At 61.6% G+C, this 17,670-nt stretch carries 18 protein-coding genes and 1 pseudogene; 5 read left to right on the top strand and 14 right to left on the bottom strand.

Features of this window, described 5'->3' with window-relative positions:
• Positions 1-30: 30 nt before the first annotated feature.
• From LWF15_RS19890 to metK, 7 genes are all read right to left on the bottom strand, one after another.
• Complete coding sequence (locus LWF15_RS19890; protein WP_232812366.1) at positions 31-1,395, bottom strand: lipopolysaccharide biosynthesis protein; 1,365 nt, start codon at positions 1,393-1,395, stop codon at positions 31-33.
• A 93-nt stretch (positions 1,396-1,488) separates the two neighbouring features.
• Entirely contained in the window at positions 1,489-2,703 is a 1,215-nt protein-coding gene (locus LWF15_RS37670) for a glycosyltransferase (RefSeq protein WP_232812365.1), read from the bottom strand.
• The gene (locus tag LWF15_RS19880; RefSeq protein ID WP_232812364.1) at positions 2,700-3,608 is read right to left on the bottom strand and encodes a glycosyltransferase family 2 protein; all 909 of its coding nucleotides are present in this window, start codon (positions 3,606-3,608) and stop codon (positions 2,700-2,702) included. The genes LWF15_RS37670 and LWF15_RS19880 overlap by 4 nt, the downstream gene beginning before the upstream one ends.
• Before the next feature lie 330 nt (positions 3,609-3,938).
• The gene (locus LWF15_RS19875) at positions 3,939-4,631 is read right to left on the bottom strand and encodes a glycosyltransferase family 4 protein (RefSeq protein WP_232812363.1); all 693 of its coding nucleotides are present in this window, start codon (positions 4,629-4,631) and stop codon (positions 3,939-3,941) included.
• A gap of 444 nt (positions 4,632-5,075) precedes the next feature.
• On the bottom strand, positions 5,076-5,966 hold the full coding sequence (locus tag LWF15_RS19870; RefSeq protein ID WP_232812362.1) for a class I SAM-dependent methyltransferase: 891 nt from the start codon (positions 5,964-5,966) through the stop codon (positions 5,076-5,078).
• Between the two features lie 7 nt (positions 5,967-5,973).
• Positions 5,974-6,705 (bottom strand): FkbM family methyltransferase, encoded by a 732-nt coding sequence (locus LWF15_RS19865; protein WP_232812361.1) that lies wholly within the window; start codon positions 6,703-6,705, stop codon positions 5,974-5,976.
• A 155-nt stretch (positions 6,706-6,860) separates the two neighbouring features.
• On the bottom strand, positions 6,861-8,108 hold the full coding sequence (gene metK / locus LWF15_RS19860; RefSeq protein ID WP_232812360.1) for a methionine adenosyltransferase: 1,248 nt from the start codon (positions 8,106-8,108) through the stop codon (positions 6,861-6,863).
• 483 nt (positions 8,109-8,591) lie between these two features.
• Between metK and LWF15_RS19855 the strand changes: the two genes are divergently transcribed.
• From LWF15_RS19855 to LWF15_RS19845, 3 genes are all read left to right on the top strand, one after another.
• A complete protein-coding gene (locus LWF15_RS19855; protein ID WP_232812359.1) occupies positions 8,592-9,872 on the top strand; it encodes a serine hydrolase domain-containing protein in 1,281 nt (426 codons plus the stop codon).
• Positions 9,873-10,001: 129 nt separating this feature from the next.
• The gene (locus LWF15_RS19850) at positions 10,002-10,514 is read left to right on the top strand and encodes an RNA polymerase sigma factor (RefSeq protein ID WP_232812358.1); all 513 of its coding nucleotides are present in this window, start codon (positions 10,002-10,004) and stop codon (positions 10,512-10,514) included.
• Positions 10,511-11,482 carry a hypothetical protein gene (locus LWF15_RS19845; protein ID WP_232812357.1) on the top strand — a complete coding sequence of 324 codons (972 nt, stop codon included), beginning with the start codon at positions 10,511-10,513 and terminating at the stop codon, positions 11,480-11,482. The genes LWF15_RS19850 and LWF15_RS19845 overlap by 4 nt, the downstream gene beginning before the upstream one ends.
• An 83-nt stretch (positions 11,483-11,565) precedes the next feature.
• Here LWF15_RS19845 and LWF15_RS19840 read toward each other — a convergent pair whose 3' ends face one another.
• The 4 genes from LWF15_RS19840 to LWF15_RS19825 form a co-directional block, all read right to left on the bottom strand.
• A complete protein-coding gene (locus LWF15_RS19840) occupies positions 11,566-12,465 on the bottom strand; it encodes a helix-turn-helix domain-containing protein (protein WP_232812356.1) in 900 nt (299 codons plus the stop codon).
• 78 nt (positions 12,466-12,543) lie between these two features.
• Entirely contained in the window at positions 12,544-12,762 is a 219-nt protein-coding gene (locus LWF15_RS19835) for a hypothetical protein (RefSeq protein ID WP_232812355.1), read from the bottom strand.
• 31 nt (positions 12,763-12,793) lie between these two features.
• Positions 12,794-13,204 carry a hypothetical protein gene (locus LWF15_RS19830; RefSeq protein ID WP_232812354.1) on the bottom strand — a complete coding sequence of 137 codons (411 nt, stop codon included), beginning with the start codon at positions 13,202-13,204 and terminating at the stop codon, positions 12,794-12,796.
• A complete protein-coding gene (locus LWF15_RS19825; RefSeq protein ID WP_232812353.1) occupies positions 13,201-13,767 on the bottom strand; it encodes a hypothetical protein in 567 nt (188 codons plus the stop codon). The genes LWF15_RS19830 and LWF15_RS19825 overlap by 4 nt, the downstream gene beginning before the upstream one ends.
• Before the next feature lie 189 nt (positions 13,768-13,956).
• On the opposite strand from LWF15_RS19825, the gene LWF15_RS19820 reads away from it, so the two are divergent.
• Complete coding sequence (locus LWF15_RS19820; protein ID WP_232812352.1) at positions 13,957-14,547, top strand: hypothetical protein; 591 nt, start codon at positions 13,957-13,959, stop codon at positions 14,545-14,547.
• Here LWF15_RS19820 and LWF15_RS19815 read toward each other — a convergent pair.
• Positions 14,544-14,924 (bottom strand): annotated as a pseudogene (locus LWF15_RS19815) (alpha/beta fold hydrolase); the annotation flags it as partial. The gene LWF15_RS19820 and the pseudogene LWF15_RS19815 sit on opposite strands and share 4 nt — an antisense overlap.
• 101 nt (positions 14,925-15,025) lie before the next feature.
• Entirely contained in the window at positions 15,026-15,190 is a 165-nt protein-coding gene (locus LWF15_RS19810; RefSeq protein ID WP_232812350.1) for a hypothetical protein, read from the bottom strand.
• 99 nt (positions 15,191-15,289) lie between these two features.
• Between LWF15_RS19810 and LWF15_RS19805 the strand changes: the two genes are divergently transcribed.
• Positions 15,290-15,628 (top strand): SCO4225 family membrane protein, encoded by a 339-nt coding sequence (locus LWF15_RS19805; RefSeq protein ID WP_232812349.1) that lies wholly within the window; start codon positions 15,290-15,292, stop codon positions 15,626-15,628.
• 86 nt (positions 15,629-15,714) lie between these two features.
• On the opposite strand, the gene LWF15_RS19800 is transcribed toward LWF15_RS19805, so the two are convergent.
• The gene (locus tag LWF15_RS19800; RefSeq protein WP_232812348.1) at positions 15,715-17,496 is read right to left on the bottom strand and encodes an RNA-binding domain-containing protein; all 1,782 of its coding nucleotides are present in this window, start codon (positions 17,494-17,496) and stop codon (positions 15,715-15,717) included.
• Positions 17,497-17,670: the final 174 nt, after the last annotated feature.

Genomic DNA, 17,670 nt, shown 5'->3' with positions numbered 1-17,670 from the left:
TTCGCTTACTCAGCAAGATGACCGTGTTCCTCAATCGGTACGTTCCTCAGCGTGTCTGCGGTCAACTGACGCCGATTGGCGGAGATTTTCAAGATCTATAGAGCATGGACTTCGGATCCCGCGAACAAGCAGCACCAGTTGCGTGACCAACTGGGGGAAACTGATTGTCAGCATAAGGAGGCACCCCCCCATGCTGGTGTCGAGGTCGATCCACAGGAGGCCGCAAGCAATGGCCAAGAGGCTGAGCGGGATCTGCATCCAAGAAAGGTCTATCCATCCTCTTGCTTGATTAAGAATCCTGAGCACGTCGCCCAAGCAAAAGACCGCTCCAGCCACAAACATCACCATAAGTTCGTCTTTTAGTCCCGAATATTCCGAGCCTAGAAGGAGCACAAGCCAAGGACTTGCGAGGTACACCAGGCCCACGAGGCAGACGATAAGGAAACAAGAACCAGCGACCGCCTGACCGTAGGTTCTCTTCAATCGGTCGGCAGATGCGCGAGCTACGATAGGGCCGGCGAGCGAGGCTATTGTGCTGGTCAGAACTACGAAAGCAACGGGAAAGCGTGAGAGTGCGCCCACTTCGGCCAAAGCATTTGTTAGCCCCTGCAAGCTAAGAATGAATACAATAACTTGCCCTTGAAAAATGGCAAAGAGGTTAACCGGCAAGAGTTTGGTGTAGCCCATCATTGCCATCTTCTTGTACCTGGCCGTTACCGCAGCCCGAAAATTGACTAGGTTACTTGCTGTCTTGCGCTGCATCCGGAGAGTTATAAATGTAACCGCAGAATTTACGGCGACCGGGATGACCGCATATTTCAACGGAATGAGAAAAAGCGATCCTGCACCAAGAAGCCGAAGCCCAGAAGCCACTAGAGATATGTATTGCAACCGACTTCTTTGGTATTCTAAGGCAAGAAGATCGTTGAAAACGGTTGTACTCGTCATAGTTGCGCACGTAAGAAGCGCCAGACAGGTTAACGCCGTGATATTCCAGATGCTGGCGTCGTTTCGCAAGAGCAGGAAGCCTAAAATTGGCACTGCCCCACAAGCTACACGGAAGAAGAGCTTCCTTCTCAGCGACAGCACCGAAACGATGAATGATGAAAAGGTCGGATCCTCGCGCAGTTGGGCGCCGTTGGACAGGAGCACGGCACCAAAGCCCGAGCTCCCTAAAACTGTAATTGCTGACGTGACTGCGACTACGATTGTGTAGTAGGAGTATTCTTCCTTAGTCAATTGGTTGACCACTATTAGGCCCACAATGAGGGCTACAACCTGAGCTAAAGCTTGCGTCCCAAAAAAGCGAGCTAACGTTCCCCCTTTTCGGAGGTTCACTGTCCTGCGTTTCGAGGCAACATGCTCATATTTTCGACTTGCGCTCATAGTTGCCAAGCCACCAAGGCTGATGTCACCAGACTCTCCTGCTGCCCTTTCAGTTCCTTTGCTACGCCCTCAACCACGAGGCCGTCCGCAGCTGAGAAGAAGTTATTCATTCTTGGCGCACCCGATGCAGTTCAGACTGCCCACGCTCGACCTGTCCGGGATGGGATTGGCGATCGCAGCCCTATAGACATCAATCGCTCGGCGGGCACTTGCCTCCCAGCTAAAATGCGTATCCGCTAATTGAACTGCGTTCTGGGACATAGTCGCGCGGTTCGCAGGAGCCAATGCGGCCAAGATACCTGAGGCAACGTCTTCAACGTTCCTCTGCGGGACGACAATTCCAGCATTCCATTCGTGTACCTGGTCGGCGATAGCCACGTCAGGAGTGATAACAACTGGGAGTCCGTGGGCCAGGGCTTCAGCCACACTGATACCAAAATTTTCGTTTTCTGAAGGCAAGACGTAAACGTCTGCTTCGCTGAACGCTGCCGTTTTCTCCTCACCCTGAACGAATCCGGCCAAGGTGATGCATGCTTGGTCCTGAGGAGACAGTCGGTCGAGAGCATCTGTCACCAGCGACATATCACCGGTGCCAGCAATTGTGAGACGTACATTCGGATGTTCTGCCCGGACGAGTGGGACGGCCGACACCACTAGATCCACACGCTTTTTTGGCGCGATTCGGGCCAAGAACAGGACGTTATTGCTGTTCCTGAAGTTTCGCTCTGCCGTCTCATTTTCCTGGCCAGCACCTGAGACGGTGGAGCCCAGGGGCATGAGCCAAGAATTCAGCCTAAACTTTTCGAGAAGCCCCTCGGCATGCTCTTTCTCAGAGCGGGTCGCGAAGATCAGGCCAGCGGCCTGCTGCAACACATACTTGCCCACGATACGGTTATAAAGTGCTTTTCTTTTCTGTGACTGCGCTTCTTGATATGGCTCGAAGACTCCATGCGGCTGGATCAGGTAGGGTTTTCCGAATCCCTTAGCAAGCAACGCTGCCACTGCCGTGTGGAACAAATAGAAGCCGTGAATATGGACAACATCCGCTCTGCGGATCTTCCTGAATAATGTGGGGATCATCCCGAACGATGTCTTAAGAGCACGTGGGGCGTGAACGCGGGTTAGTGTTAGATCGAGCCCCTCAAGGTCCCCAAGCTGTTCGATGCGCAAATTGCCCTTTCCGTGCGCATCGCCCGCGACTACTACATCGTCAACGCCGAGCTTTCTCAGCTCTCGCGATAGGGCGACGATTCCAGTTGCCGGCCCACCATCAAGTGCAGAAACCGACGCTGCTACTCGAAGAATATTGAGGGTCACTTGGGCTCCAAAGAGGCACTTTGCGCGGTTCCTGCCTTTTGGGCTAGGTCGACAATGGCTACCCGATGCCGCTCGCGTCGGGCCTCACCACGCTTTACCGAGATCATCCAAAAGTAGAAGGCATGCGCAATGGCATAGTTGAAGCCCGCTGCTCCGTCCAGAAATCCTCGTCGGATGATGTAGGAGTAGACGAAGAAGGCCAAGGGCTTGAACGGAGCATCCCGATAGCGTCTGGCTCTGCTCGATCGCAGTCGCTGGATCTGCCCCGCCAGGTCTGGATGTTCTTGTAAATACGCCTCCCAATCTGAGTAACGATTGTGGCGCGCAACCCAAGTCGCAAACGGATCGGGATCGTCGTGAACCAGTTTCCCGTCGAGATGCCCTATTTTTCCCTCGACCGTGGGTTGATAGTGACCTTCTTGCTCTCCCATGCCTGGAGCACCAAGATCACCTAGAGCCGGGAAGACAGTTCGGGTTCGATGAACAAGAGCACGTTTGACGACTTGGTGACCGTGCCGTAGAGGCTTACCCAAAAAGTGATATTCGAGATCAAGGTCGAAAGCACCGTATTGATCTAAGGTGCCGTCTTCTACTGACCGCCGAATGGCATCAACCAGATCACGACTGGGTCGCTCGTCTCCGTCAAGAAAGAGGACCCAGTCGTGCCTCAGATCAAGTTCCTGCAGGCACCACTGCTTTTTCTTCGGGTACCCCCCGTCCCAGCGATAGTTCACGACTTGCGCGCCCGACGACCTAGCCAGTGCTTGAGTTTGGTCAGGACTCTCGGAGTCGACCACAATGACCTGTTCAAAGGCATCGACGGAGGCGACACACTCCACAATCGAAGCCTCTTCATTCTTAGTCGGAATGACGACTGAGACAGGTATCTTGAAGTCAGACCGCATCTGAAGGCCTCCTCGGGTGCGAGCGATGGTGCTACGAGAGTCCGGGGCCAAGCCATGCGAGCTGCACGGGCCGGGCATCGCCGACGTCGTCGTCAGGGGTACAGACCGACTTTGCATCGTCACAATCGGTGCGGACGAGACTACCGCACGTGCTTGCCGCCCACTGACGGTTCGATGCTGCAGGAACAATCCTCACCTGGTGCCAGCGCTTTCAGGGCCAACCGGCGGACTCGTCCATCCGACGAACGTGCGAAGGGCACTGTCTGGACTGGGTGTCGACATACAGCGAGCCCGGGCCAGCGTGCCGCCATAGCAACCTGGTGCTGCTGGTCATGTGGTGTCAGCAAGTGGCGGCAGGCGGGGTAGAGAAACGCTTGTTTTGAATTTTCCGTGCGCGAGATCGATGAGTGTTGCCTCGTAGGCGGAGACCTGCCGGTCGATCGTGAGGCCCGCCAGATGGGCGTCGAGGGCTTCCTTGTCTACAACCATGGATTGGGCGCGTCGGAGAGCACGGGCCAGGTCGCGGGCATCGTTCCGCCGAAAGTGGATCCCAGCCGGCCCAACGGCCTCCGTGAGCCCCGTCTCGTCGGGAACCAGGGTCACGCACCCGCAAGCTGCGGCTTCAAGCCCGACCAGCCCAAAAGGTTCCCGCCAGCGACTAGGAACTGCTGCGACGTGATGGTCTCGGAGCTGCTCCGCTATTTCTGCTGGCTTGAGGGTGCCAGTGAAATGAACGGGCACGCCAAGTCGTTCGGCTTGCTCTTCCAGAGAGCGCCGTTCGGGACCATCGCCGATCAAGGTAAGTTTGGCGTCAGGATTCATGTCGTTCTGAATCATGGCGAATGCACTAATGAGAAGGTCGAATCCTTTATCTCGCACCATTCGACCGACTGCCACGACCCCTTGGCGGCGCTCACGGGAATCAGAAAAGAAGACCTGCTCGTCGAACCCGTTAAGAATTACCGTACTTTGCCATGCGAAGTCTTCGGCGATGATACGACTGACTGCCACGGTCGGGAACATGGACGCAACGCTTCTCTTGACGATTAGTTTAGGGTTGCGCGATCTCCTACCGTACCCAAGCCACGTGTGATGAGCAATGAGCGTTGGACGCAAGAACAAGAGTCCCGACCAGAGATACCGGGTGGCAATACCGTTGTGAAGGATTACGTCAGCCCATCTGGCCAACTGCATCATGCGGCGAGGATTTGGATCCCGCACGATTTGGAACGGGTGGACGCACTCGTCGCCGGCCGTCGGCGTGACAACAGCGACGAGATGCCCACGTTTAGTCAGTCCGGTTGCCAGTTGTTGCCCAACGGCTTCGATGCCGCCTACCGTCGGAGCGAAGGCATGGCTAACAATGAGGACCTTTAACGGATTGCTTGTGTTTGCCATTTCAGGCTGACTTCGCGGTGTTGAGGAACTCGTCATTCATTCGCCCTTATAAGCAGCAGAAAGGTGGTCTCACACAGGTTGCACGACAAGCCAAAGTCCTTCACCGCTCCGCTGTTCGTCCATAGCGAGGGCGGCGAGACCAGCTTCGAGGTTTGGCGCCATGTCCGGCGTCCTCGGTAGCTCACGCAGCAGGGTCATTTCGCGCCCAGCAAAACGTTCGTTCATAATTTTCGAAGCATCAGGTATATACATGTCGTGGCATTCAATAATCCAAGTTGCATGCGGACTACTAGCGATGACTTCTTCGGTCACCAAATCAAGTTCCGCGCCTTCGATGTCAACAATGACAATTGTGCCTTCAGGCAATTCCGTCAAATCTTGAGGCTTACACTTGGCACGCACTGCTACTCGGTCTGATACCTGATTTGCTGCGGCCATAGCGACGGTGTGAGCCCGGGCATTTTCTGAGATATCGAACCCGACTACCCTGGCTTGAGGACATAGTCTGGCTAGGCCGGTGGTATACCAGCCATCAGCGCAGCCGACATCAATGATGTTTGATGGCTTGGACGCGGCAACGGTCTCGACTACCTGCGAAAGTTCAAGTTCGTAGGTGCCGAGCAATCGGGCGGAGTAGTCGAAGCCCCACGCTTTTTGGCGGAGCAATGTCATTCCTTTGAAGGGGCCAGATTGCACCCTGAAGGATCCACCCAGTTCAGCAATGACTTGATCGTCGATCGCAGCCCTTCGAGCAGCGGTTTGTTCACGTGCAACCAAGAATCGACGATGAGTCGGACGTAGGTGGGCCACCGTCATAACCACATTTAGCGCGGATTCCGGCAGGTGCTTTTCCGCGAGACGTCGCGCTTGAGCCGTGAGGGTCATGAGTTCCAGCCATTCCAATCTTTCCGCTTCTACGATTTTGGCGCAGGTCCAGACTTGGTTGCCACTACCGAGCAACTCGAGATCATTTTGGTAATGCCAGTGTGGCCCAGGCCGGGCTCTCTATTGCCCGGCCGGTCTCCCAGTCAAAAATTTCGTATCCAAATTTGGCGAGGAGGTCGCCCACCTCAAGGGCGACAGTCTCCGCTACTTCGATCATTATCTTTGGGCGAACCTTGGCAAGTAGATTTTCTGCTCCCCGTAGAACTAGGAGCTCTGCGCGCTCTACGTCGATTTTGACCACGTCGGGAGCTCGCAGCCCGTCCAGTAATGAGTCCAAGGTCAGCGTCGGCACGGGCTGCTGCGAGCGGGTTCCTTTCTCCAAGCTCTGAGGAGCCCCGAATCCTGCTAGGTGGTTCATCGCGCGGCTTGTCTCAGCTATTTCGAAGACTGCCAACCCAGACTCGTCACTTACGGCGGCCGCAAGCACAGTCACGGGGGCTCTTTGATCATGCAAAGCCGCTGCGGCTTGAAGGCGACCTGCTAGCAGTGGGTCCGGTTCAATGGCGAGAACGGCTCCACCTGGTCCTGCCAGTCCCGCTGCGGCAAAGCTGAAAAGACCCACGTTCGCGCCAACATCCCAAACACTGTGTCCGGGCCCGACATGCTCCTTCGCAAATCTGGTGAGGTCCGGGTCTATCTTGTTCACATCCCACTTCAAATGCTTCAGGCCACCTTCGGTCGAAGCGGGATAGCGCGCGCCACCGAGGTTTTCGGGCAGCCTTCGGGTGAAGCTGCGGTTGCTGCCCACGCGCATAGCGATACTGCGCAAAGATAACTGCCCCATCATTTCCTACCCGTCGGAAGTCGGCGATAAACGTCGCTGATCTTATTGCCTCGCATGAGGTTCGACTGCTGGCGATTGATTGGAGCGAAATGAAACAGTTCAACCGCTGGTGCTTTTCGTTCTCGTCATCGACTATTGGACGGAAGCTCCGTAGCTACTTGCCTTAGATCGATCGCTGAACTAAGGCCAGCCGCACTCTGTAGGGCGTCGACGCGGTCGGTCTGCTCCCAGGTCATGCCCTCCAGGTCACGCCCGAAGTGACCGTAGGCCGCGGTCTGGTGGTACTTCGGCTTCAGCAGGTCCAGGTCACGGATGATCGCGGCCGGGCGCAGGTCGAAGACCTCCTTGATCGCTGCCGTGATCTTGTCGGTGGCCACGGTCTCGGTGCCGAAGGTCTCCACGTACAGGCCGACCGGCTGAGCCTTACCGATCGCGTACGCGACCTGGACCTCGCACCGCTTGGCCAGGCCGGCGGCGACCACGTTCTTGGCCACCCAGCGCATCGCGTACGCGGCGGAACGGTCAACCTTGCTCGGGTCCTTACCGGAGAAGGCACCGCCGCCGTGGCGGGCGAAACCACCGTAGGTGTCCACGATGATCTTCCGCCCGGTCAGGCCGGCGTCACCCATCGGGCCACCGACCTCGAAACGACCGGTCGGGTTGACCAGCAACCGGTAGTCGCTGGTGTCGATCGACACGCGCTCCAGGACCGGCTTGATCACGTGGTTGACCACGTCGGGCAGCAGCAGGTTCTCCAGCGACACGTCAGCGGCGTGCTGCGACGAGACCACGACGGTGTCCAGGCGGACAGCCTTGTCGCCGTCATAGGCAATGGTGACCTGGGTCTTACCGTCCGGGCGCAGGTACGGGACCTCGCCGGACTTGCGGACCTCAGTCAGACGCTCGGCCAGACGGTGCGCCAGCCAGATCGGCAACGGCAGCAGTTCCGGGGTGTCGTCGTTGGCGTAACCGAACATCAAGCCCTGATCGCCCGCGCCCTGCAGGTCAAGGGGGTCTTCCCCGGCCTCGACGCGAGCCTCGTAAGCGGTGTCCACACCCTGGGCAATGTCCGGCGACTGCGCACCAATACTGACCTCGACGCCGCAGGAGTTGCCGTCGAAGCCCTTCGTGGAGGAGTCGTACCCGATGTCCAGGATCGTCTTACGCACGATCGACGGGATATCGGCGTAGGCCTTGGTGGTCACCTCACCGGCGACGTGGACCAGGCCGGTGGTGACCATGGTCTCCACCGCCACCCGGCTCGTGGGGTCCTGCTCCAGCAGAGCATCCAGGACCGCGTCACTGATCTGGTCACAGATCTTGTCGGGGTGCCCCTCGGTGACGGACTCAGAGGTGAACAAACGGTCAGACACAGAACTCCCGATCGAGCGGCCGGCAAAGGTCATGACGGAACCCCACGGTGATGCGATCCCGAAGACCGCAGCCTCGCAGGGTGAGAGCCCGGGAACTGGCTGAACTCGTGAGTCTTGGGGCGAACGTAGGGGTCAAGAGGCGGGCAGTTCGGGCCATCCCAGCAACTTGCGTAGCTGGCGTCTCAGTCTCACGGCATGGGCAACGATGAACCTCGCCCCACCCCGCGGCCTTGTCCGGGCATGGACCACGCACAATCTGGGTCCCAGGCGACCGCGGTGGGGTCTTTGCGCAGGTCAACAGCCATTTTCGTTGCTCGACAGCGTTCTTCGTCAGGGTACTTCCTGGCGCAGCCATAAGTCTGCGCGTCCCTCGCAAGAGTTACAAACCGACTCCTCCTGGAGTGACGTGAGCGTCCCGGCGCCACTCCTAATGTCGTTCACGTCGCTGCGACACGGGTCGCAGCTCGAACAGGGGAGTTCATCGTGGCGGGCAAGAGGAATCTGGCGTCGGGTGTGCGGCGGGCAACGTTCACGGCAGTCGCTCTGGCAACGTGCCTGATTGCTGCGACGGGAGCGGGTGCTGCCTTCGCGTCCGAGACGAGCGTGCGCTCGGCCCCAGCGGAGACGAAGCCGAAGCTGGCCTCAGTCGTGGATCAGGCTGTGGCAGCTGGTGTTCCGGGCAGCATCGTGCGGGTGGACACTGGTAAGGGGAAGCCGCTGACCATCAGCCGGCAGGCGCTCTGGAGCGTCAATGACCACAAGCTGGCGGCCGACGACCGCTTCCGGATGGCCTCCAACACCAAGACTGTCACCGCCACGCTGGTTCTGCAGATGGTCGCCGAGCGCCGGCTCGGGCTGGACGAATCGGTCGAGAAGTGGCTGCCCGGCGTCATTCCCAACGGCGAGAACTTGACGCTGCGGATGTTGCTAAACCACACCAGCGGCCTGTTCGACTATGCCTGGGACCCCCAGTCGCTAGCGGTGATGACTGGGCAGTCCGATGTCTACCCCGCCCCGCTGGAGCTGATCGCTGTGGCGACCAGCCACCCGGTGCACTTCGCCCCGGGCGAGGGCTACTCGTACAGCAACACCGGGTACATCGCCCTTGGCCTGATTCTGGAGAAGGTGAGCGGGCGCTCTCTGCCCAGCTTGATCCAGCAGCGGATCGTCAAGCCTCTGGGGCTGAAAGACACCTACATGCCAGCCAATACTTCCACTGAGAAGCAGGATTCGCAGCTGGCTCACGGGTATGAGCCGGATGCAGCTCATCTGGCGCCGCTGATCGAGCACTTGGGCGTTGAGGTGCCGGAAGGGTTCGGGTTCGTCGGTCCGGCCCGGGGGAAGCGGGTCGATGTCACCGCGATCAACCCGAACTGGAACTGGGCGGCCGGCTCGATGGTCTCCACCGCGAAAGACTGGGCCACGTTCGATCGGGCCCTGCTGTCCGGCCGGTTGCTGCCCCAGGCTCAGCTCAACCAGATGCGCACCACTGTGGACGACGGCAGCGGCACGTCCCGCTACGGGCTGGGGCTGGAAGAAGTGCACAGCTCGTGCGGCACCGTCTGGGGCCACGAGGGATCGCTGCCCGGCTACCGCAGCTACAACTACACGGACAAGGTCGGCAAGCGCACAGTGTCGGTGCTGAACACGACCCACTTCGGGCTGCAGGCCGACCCGAAGGCCGGCGCCGCAGAAGCTGCGCTGGTGGATGCCGCGATCTGCACGATGCTCGGCAAGCCCATCCCCGCGCGCAGCTCCGGGTAGACCAGACGCTCCGAACAGTCTCGGCCCGACCGTGCTCGTCGAACCTCATGCCCCAACCCGGTAAACCTCTCCCCCCACCCCGCGGCCTTGTACGGGCATGACCCACGCACAAGGGGAAGGATTGCCCAGATGCCCGCAGGCGCCCTCAAGGGGAGAGAGACGGCTCTGAGTTTCGAGGAGTTCTACCGTCAGGAGTTCCCCCGGATGGTCACGCTGGCCGCCCTGGTCTCGAACAGCTCGGCGATGGCCGAGGACGTGGCCCAGGACGCCCTGCTGAAGGCTGAGCAGAACTGGGACACCGTCCGGCAGTACGAGTGGCCCGGTGCCTGGCTGCGAAGGGTGACGATCAATATGGCCTCCAAGCGGCTGCGCCGGGCCCGGGCCGAGGCGGCTGCACTGCTGCGGCTGGGGCCACCGCCCCCGGTGATCCGCTCCGGACCTGAGGAGCTCGACCGGGTGATGGCCGCGATCCGCCAGTTGCCCAAGCATCAGCGGGCCGTGGTGGTGCTGGTCTACCTGGAAGACCGCAGCGTCAAGGACGTCGCAGAGATCCTGGGCTGCGCAGAGGGCACCGCCAAGGCCCACCTGTTCCGAGCGCGCACCCGACTGGCCACGATCCTGAGCGAGGAGGACTCCCGATGAACGACAGCGACCTGGACGACCGGATTCGTGCCGCCCTGCACGAACGGCACGCCCGCACCCACGAATCACTAGAACAAAGGACGTCCGTCGCGCCTCGATCAGAAAGGTCACCAAGGATGCGGGCCTACAAGGTTCTGGTCCCAGCCCTCGCCGCCGTCGCTGTCCTGGCCGTGCTCCTGGGCACCGGCATCCTGGGCAAGGCCCAGAACGAGTCGGCGCCGGCCTCCCCCACCCCGACGCTGCAGATCCCCGAGGTCGAGGGACCCAGCCAGGCCCGGAATGACTACCTGCGCGACGACGTCTACGCAGTGGTGGCCGACCTGCCGCTGAAGCAGCGGGTCGGCAAGATCATTGCTCCGGCGGTGAGCACCCCGGAGGGCCTCTGGGTGCTCAGCAGCCCGGTCTTTCAGGAAGCGCCGGCCGTCGACGAGGAGGGTTGCCTGCCCCAGGACCGGGCCATTCCGATCTACGACCTCTGCGACCTGAGCGAGTACAGCGAACTGCTGTTGTTGTCGCAGGACGGCAGCCGCATCCTGCGAGCCTTTCCGCAGGCCGGTGGAGTGAGTGTGTCCGAGACCGTGAGCATCAACAGGAGGGAACCCCTCAGCACCGCATCCACCTGGTTCACGGTGACGCCCGACGCGGTGTACTGCGGCAACAACACCTCGGACGACCCCAACCACGACACCGTCCTGTGCCGAATCGACCGCGAGAACTATGACGTCGACGGCCTGGTCCTGAACTGCGAGGAGTTCAAGGCGAAGGGCGGGTGCCAAAGGATCGTGGCCAGGTCGGAGGCCGAGTACCTCCTTCTACCGGGAGAGTGGCAGTCCGGCCCGATCGTCAAGAACGCGGCCGGCGTGAAGCAGGACGCCAACGGCGAGCTCCAGATCATCGATGCCGACGGCACCCCTCGAGCTGTGCTTTCCACCGGCTCAAAGTTCCAGGTGACCAGCGTCCTCGACTGACGGGCTCATCCCGACGACTCGCTTACGTCTGTGGGAGTCTCCTTCGCGAGACTGCCACAGACGTCTGTCCCCGCGACGAACTGTCACTGCACAGGCTGGACGATCTCCGTCTCCCAGAGCGCCGGGTCCGGCTGCTCCCCCGGATCAGTCAGGTACGTTTCCCACGGCGCACCCGCCGCGCTCAAACCCTGCTCTCGCATCCACTTCTCAATCCCCTGATACGACTCCTGCAGGGTTTCGTACGGCCCCCGATGAATGGCCGTCGCTGCCCGCCCGGCCGGGATCTCGATCGCCTCAACCCCCTCGGGCAGTTCGACCGACGTGGGCTCGACGATCGTGATCCCACCCTCGATGACGAGCGACCCCATGCCCATCTCTGGATAGCGAGCGAACGGCGGCCCAGCAATCGCCAGCCCTTCTCGCTGAGCAAACTCGAACACGGTGGGCAGAATCTCCCCCAGTGCGGTCGCGATCTCGTCGCGAGTGACCCGCCGGCGCATCACCAGCGCGTGGATGGTCGGCAGTTCACGAACCGATACATCAAGAGACACAGCAGCTTTCCTCTCGGTAAGACTTACGCGGTAAAGGCCAAGACACGGCGCCGCCGAGCCGGCCGCCAAGGCGTGCGCAGCAGCCGCACCCGGAACATCCACATGCAACCCCCGCACCCGGTAACTCCGCGGGCTACGCCCAAAGTGGCGCGTGAAGGCCCGGGTGAACACCTCATGGCTACGGAACCCCTGCCGAGCCGCAATCACCGACACAGGACGACCGGAAGCCACCAACTCCCCCGCGGCCCGAACCAGCCGCACCCGCATCGCGTACGCCTTCGGCGTCTCACCGGTCAGCTGCCGCAGCCGCCGATGCAGGTCGAACCGCGACCGGTGGGCCCACCCCGCCAAGGTGCCCAGCGAGACGTCCTCACTCAGCCGCGTGTTGACGACGGCCAGGAGGTGCAACAGTTCGCGAGTGCGCGACAACACCCTGTGACCGTACCAACCCGGCGGCGCCCAAACTTGACCATTCTTGCGCTACCGGCGAGCGGAAAACTGTCCGACCGCTCAGCCGCGCTTCGAGAGGGCAACCCGAGCAAGCAGCACAACCCCACCGAGAATCATTGCGTAGAAACAGACCTGGAGAGCACCGCCGCCAATGTTGGGCCCACCCCAGGTCTCGGGAAACTGCCGAAACGCCCACTCGTTGATGACCGCACCCGCGATGCCACAGACCAACAGGACAATCGCCCAGCGCTTCACTTCTTGCCCCTCCTCGGCGTCCAACAGCCAGCCCGAAGCAAGCCCCTGGGCAGGCTCAGGCCTTGTCTGTGTAGTCGCGCACAGGCAGGCCGGTCAAGGCGCCGATCTCAGAGAGGTGCTGGGGCTTCACCTTCGCCAACTGCCTGCGGCGACCGGCGCGGGTAACCGCGTACACCGGGTCGCCCGCCAGATCGCGCGTCTGAACCTCGATGAGGTCGCCCACCGGCAGCGTCCAGTTGCGAAACCATCCCTTGACCGCGATCTCCTCCGCTGTGACGACAGTCTGCACTCGCTGGTCGTACCAGCTGCAGAACATCCCGATCGCGGCCAGCATGACCGCCCTCCCCCAGCCGACAACCCAGACCGCCATCACCACCCACACCACCGCGACCACCGCGACCACCGCCCACCACCAGGCAGACCGACGACGGTCCGGTTCCGGCTTCGGGTACACGAGGCGCGTCACGCCGTCTCCCCCTGGCCGTGCTCGTCGAGCCAGCGCTGCGCCCGCTTGGCCTCGAGCCAGATATTGGGAGCCAGGGCGATCGCAATGACCGGGGCAACGTAGGCCGGGAATCCGCCCGCACCCTCCCCGTCGTCGATCAGGAACCGCAGCGACAGGAGAGCCACTCCGATCGGGCCGAGCACGTAGGCCACCCACCGACTGCTGACCGACCGATGAGCCATGTCACGGGCGACCTCGAGATGTTCACCCACCGGCTGATTGGTCCGGATGGCCTTCGAGATCCGCCAGCGCTCGGCCCAGCTCAACCCCCAAGAAAGCGGCGGCTGCACCGCCCGCACACCCCATCGGCGAGCCCAGAGCAGCACACCCACGACGAGCAGCGCAGGGACGGCCGAAGCAGCCAAGATGATCCAGCTCCCGGCTGGCAGATCGTCCATAGACCTGGTTGAAGCGAAGCTCACCAGGGCCATTGCCGGAACCAGAAGAACGAACAGCGGCGAAGCTATTACGAAGAAGCGCTTTTGGCGTCGGCGGGCTACGACTGCCAGGTCGGGATCGGCCACCGAATCATGATCACGTAAGGTCGGACAAACCACACTTTGAGACCCAGGCTCGGGAGCAGCGTCGAATGAGCGAATTGCGTTTCGAGCGTTCCGGCAGCCGAGGGCTCCGATCGGGCAGCCATCACCCGCCTGCTGAACCCGAACGATCCGGACTGAGCTGCTTGGAGCCACCGGTGGATACTCGGGCCCGTGACACACGCACGAGGGATCGGCCGGCGCAGACTGTTCGCCTTGATGGTTTCAGCGGTCGCCGCCACGGCGGTCGTGGCATCCGTGATGGTGTACGTCCTCGCGATCCGCGCCTCCGATGCGCTGGCCGGCCCGACGACCGAGACGATCACCGGCTTGACCATGGACGTAGATGATGTTGCGACGTGGGGCATGCTGCTCGTCTGGAACACCGGGGACTCGCCGATCGTGCTGGAAGACTTGCCGCTGAATCCCGACCAGGACACCAGTCAGGTACAGGACCCGATCGAGGTCCAGCGCCTGCAGGTCGTACCCACCGAGTCTCTGAAAGGCGAGACGACGATTGGCATGTCCGCCGGCGCCGGAGAGAAGGTCATCCCTGAGGCCAAGCGCTCGCCGTTGGCCGGTTACGAACTGGCGCCTGGCGTCAGAGTGTCGGTGCTGGTCCAGTACCGGGCGCTGAAAGAAGGAGCCTGGAAGTACGACACGGTGACGATGGCATACAAGGAGGGTCGTCGTTCAGGAAGTCTGACGCTCACGCAGGGGCTTTCGGTGTGCGCTCCGTCAGACAAACCCTGCCCCTTCGACTAGTCCCCCACCTCTTCGAGGAATGACCAGATGCTCTCGATGAGCTCGCGCGGCCTCTCGATCTGCGGGAGGTGTCCCGCCTCGGTGATCAGAGCGAAACGCGCGCCGGGGATCGCAGCCGCAAACACCCGTCCATAATTGGGATTTGCGATCTGGTCGGCCTCGCCCCAGAGCACCAGGGTCGGTGCCGTGACGCGGGCGAGCCGGCCGGCCAGGGTGGGGTCGGTCATCTCGGGGGCGTAGGCCATCAGGGTCTGGCGGTTGCCGGCCATGCGGGCCAGGGCCTCTGGCGGCAGCTTGGTCGGGTCGAGCCCGTAGGTCTCCGGGTCGTGGTAGCTCAGCTTGGCGACCTGGTCGGGCCAGAGCGATGCCGCCACCTTAGGGCGCGGCGCGGCAGCTGAGTAAGCATGCTTAGTCGGGTGGTCACGGCCCTGACCGACGTCAGCCGATCCGGGCCGTGACCATCCGTCGAGCCCGACTGCTACTTCTTCTTCTTGCCGGACTTCTTGTTCTTGCCCTTCTTGTCCTTGCTGCCCTTCTTCTTCGCCATTGGAGCTCCTCCTTGATCGCCAACAGGTGAGCTCTGCCCATCGGCGAAGATCCGCATCGGCTTGAGCGGCGGGCCCGGGGTCATCCTTTGGCGCACCCCCGTCCTGCGACTTCGGACGGACGCACTTGCCCGTCTGCCCGCCTAGTTTCGTGCTTACCGAGAAACACCCCTTCTCAGCCCAGGAGCGCAGAAGCCATGACGAACGCGAGCAGCAACGGCAACCACCACAGCACGAACCCGCTCCAGCTCATCGCCAGTAGCCGACCGGCCCAGGTCTACCTGGCCGCGGTCGCCGCGACCGGCCTGTTCGTCGCCGTCTCCCAAGCCACCCACACCGCTCCGGACGCCAACCTGGCGGGGGTCTGGGCCCTCTTCGTCACCCTGCCCTGGTCGCTGCCCGCCACCATGGCCCTGCCGGACCTGGGCGAGAGCGGCAACGTCGCAACCTTCGCCGGCGTCGTCGCCCTCAGCGCCGTGGTGAACGCGACCCTGATCGCGTGGGTCACCCGCACAAGCCGCAACCGCCGTTCTTGACCGGGCTTTGGCCCTGCCGCAGACGACCAGCGCCTGTAGTAACGCGCCAGGCCAGCTTTCTGCGATGAGGACAGCGGGTTCGAGGGCTATGGGATCGCCCGGTAACGACTTTCGCGGCGCCCTTGGCTGCCGACCAGGACGACCAGACCGGCCTCACGCATCTGCTGAAGCGCGTACTGAACCTGCCTGGCCGTCAATCCGGTGGCGATTACCAATTCGGACGCCGACTTTTCGCCCGTCTGCAGTTGCCGCTTGATGGTTTCCCAATGGATACGGCGCCCTGCACCGGTGTTGTTGACGATTGTCGGTTGTGGCTGCGTCCGAGGAGCGACGTGTGGCTCGTGTGTCGACGAGGTCAGCGGCGACGTGGTGCGGGAACCCGCGTCTTGTTGGCCAGTCAGCGCATCTGGAAGTCGGTAGATGCGCTGGCCGCGCTCCCCTTCAGCTGTTGCAACACCTGCTTCGACGAGCCCGGCAAGTTCGGTCCGGGCTTCGCGTGAATCCATGGGGAAGGTCTCACGGAACGTCTGGTTCGTCCAGGTTTGACCATGCCGCATGGCGACCAGTGCGTGCCGTTGGCGGTCGCTGAGCGACGCGGCGGCCGGAAGAGCGGCCAGCCAAGTCAGGTCGTCGGCCGCTAGCAGCGCATGGTTGGGGACTGCGACAGTGAAACTGATGCCTTGATCGTGGAACCGGGGCGGCACCATTCCTGCATTGCGCAAACTTTCCAGGACGGCCGGGATACCGGACGCGAGAGCTTCCACGACACGGTTGCCCTCCTGGCTGCGCACGTTCTGGCAGATTCTCAACAGGTGGCCGTTACGGGCTGACGTGACACCGCTCTTGCCGAGTCGATCGACAGTAATACCCCACAGGCCGCCAGGATTGGACAAGATCAACTGTCGCTCATCCAGCCGCAGAGTGATGGCCTGAGTTAGGGCATACGGCCCGACATCGCGGTGTATCAGCGCGTTGGAAAGCAACTCTCGAACAGCCTCGACCGGGAACTCGGGTTCGTCCCGGGCCTGTCCGTCGATGCCGAACCGGACCCTGGTGCGAGTGTTGCGCTGTACCCATCGCAATGCCTCGTCCAGCATCAACGGCAGCGGGCCGTCAAAGCGGCGCACATCGGCGGCGCGGGTGCCTGCCGGATCACTGCTGCGGGGCGCCACAGATGCCTGAATCACACAGTTCGGAACATGTTGCTGCGGATAGGTTCCCAGCGCGAGAAGACCGGCAAGGCTGAGTACGCGATCAGTGCCCGTCGTGACGCCGGTGCGATAGAGGATCTGCTCGTCAGACATCGCCCCCAGCGCGGTAGAGGAAGCGCGACACGACGTCAAGTAGGAGGCCAGCAGGTCGGCGCGCAGGTCGGCCGTGGTGGTTCCCGGCACAGGTTGCTGATCGAAGACGGGGGTACTGCGATTCGCAACGAAGGCCTGTTCCTCAACCTGTGACAGTTCGTAGTCCCCATCGTAGGAACGCAGGTAGGCCTTTCCAGACGAGAGAACCCGGCAGGGCTTGCCGTGGGCCGGCTGTTCGTGGATTTTCACGACCAGGACGGCGACGCCTTCGAAAGTCAGATCCCAGGCCTCGAAGGTGACCGGCGGATCGAGAGCCTGGCGGGCCTTGGTCGCCAGGGTTGCCTTGCATGCGGCGGCGTCGTACACGCCGACAGCAGCAAAGCCTGACCTCTCGTCCAGCCCGAAGACGATCGTTCCCCCACCGGGCGTGTTCGCGAAGGCGGACACGGTAGGCAGCACGCTGTCTGGGAACCCACCCGCGGCCCGCTTGACCTCGACTTCAGGGGTGTCACTGCCCTCCTGACGAAGGTCAGACACCAGCGAGGCCAGTTCCTCAACATGCACGATCGAAATATACAACGGCGTTTTGTAGAAGTGGGCTGTTTTGTAGAAGTGCGTTGCGAGCGATCTTGACGATTACCCCCACAACCCCTCAGGAACCCGTCACGCTCGCAGCAGGGATGGCGTCAACCTGCTCCACCAGATTGGACGTGTCAGCAAAACGGCCCGTCTGGAAGG

The organism is Kineosporia rhizophila, assembly GCF_021277265.1.
Classification (GTDB): Bacteria; Actinomycetota; Actinomycetes; order Actinomycetales; family Kineosporiaceae; genus Kineosporia; species Kineosporia rhizophila.
Note: the sequence above shows the minus strand (reverse complement) of the source record. Positions and strands in the feature narration are given on the sequence as shown.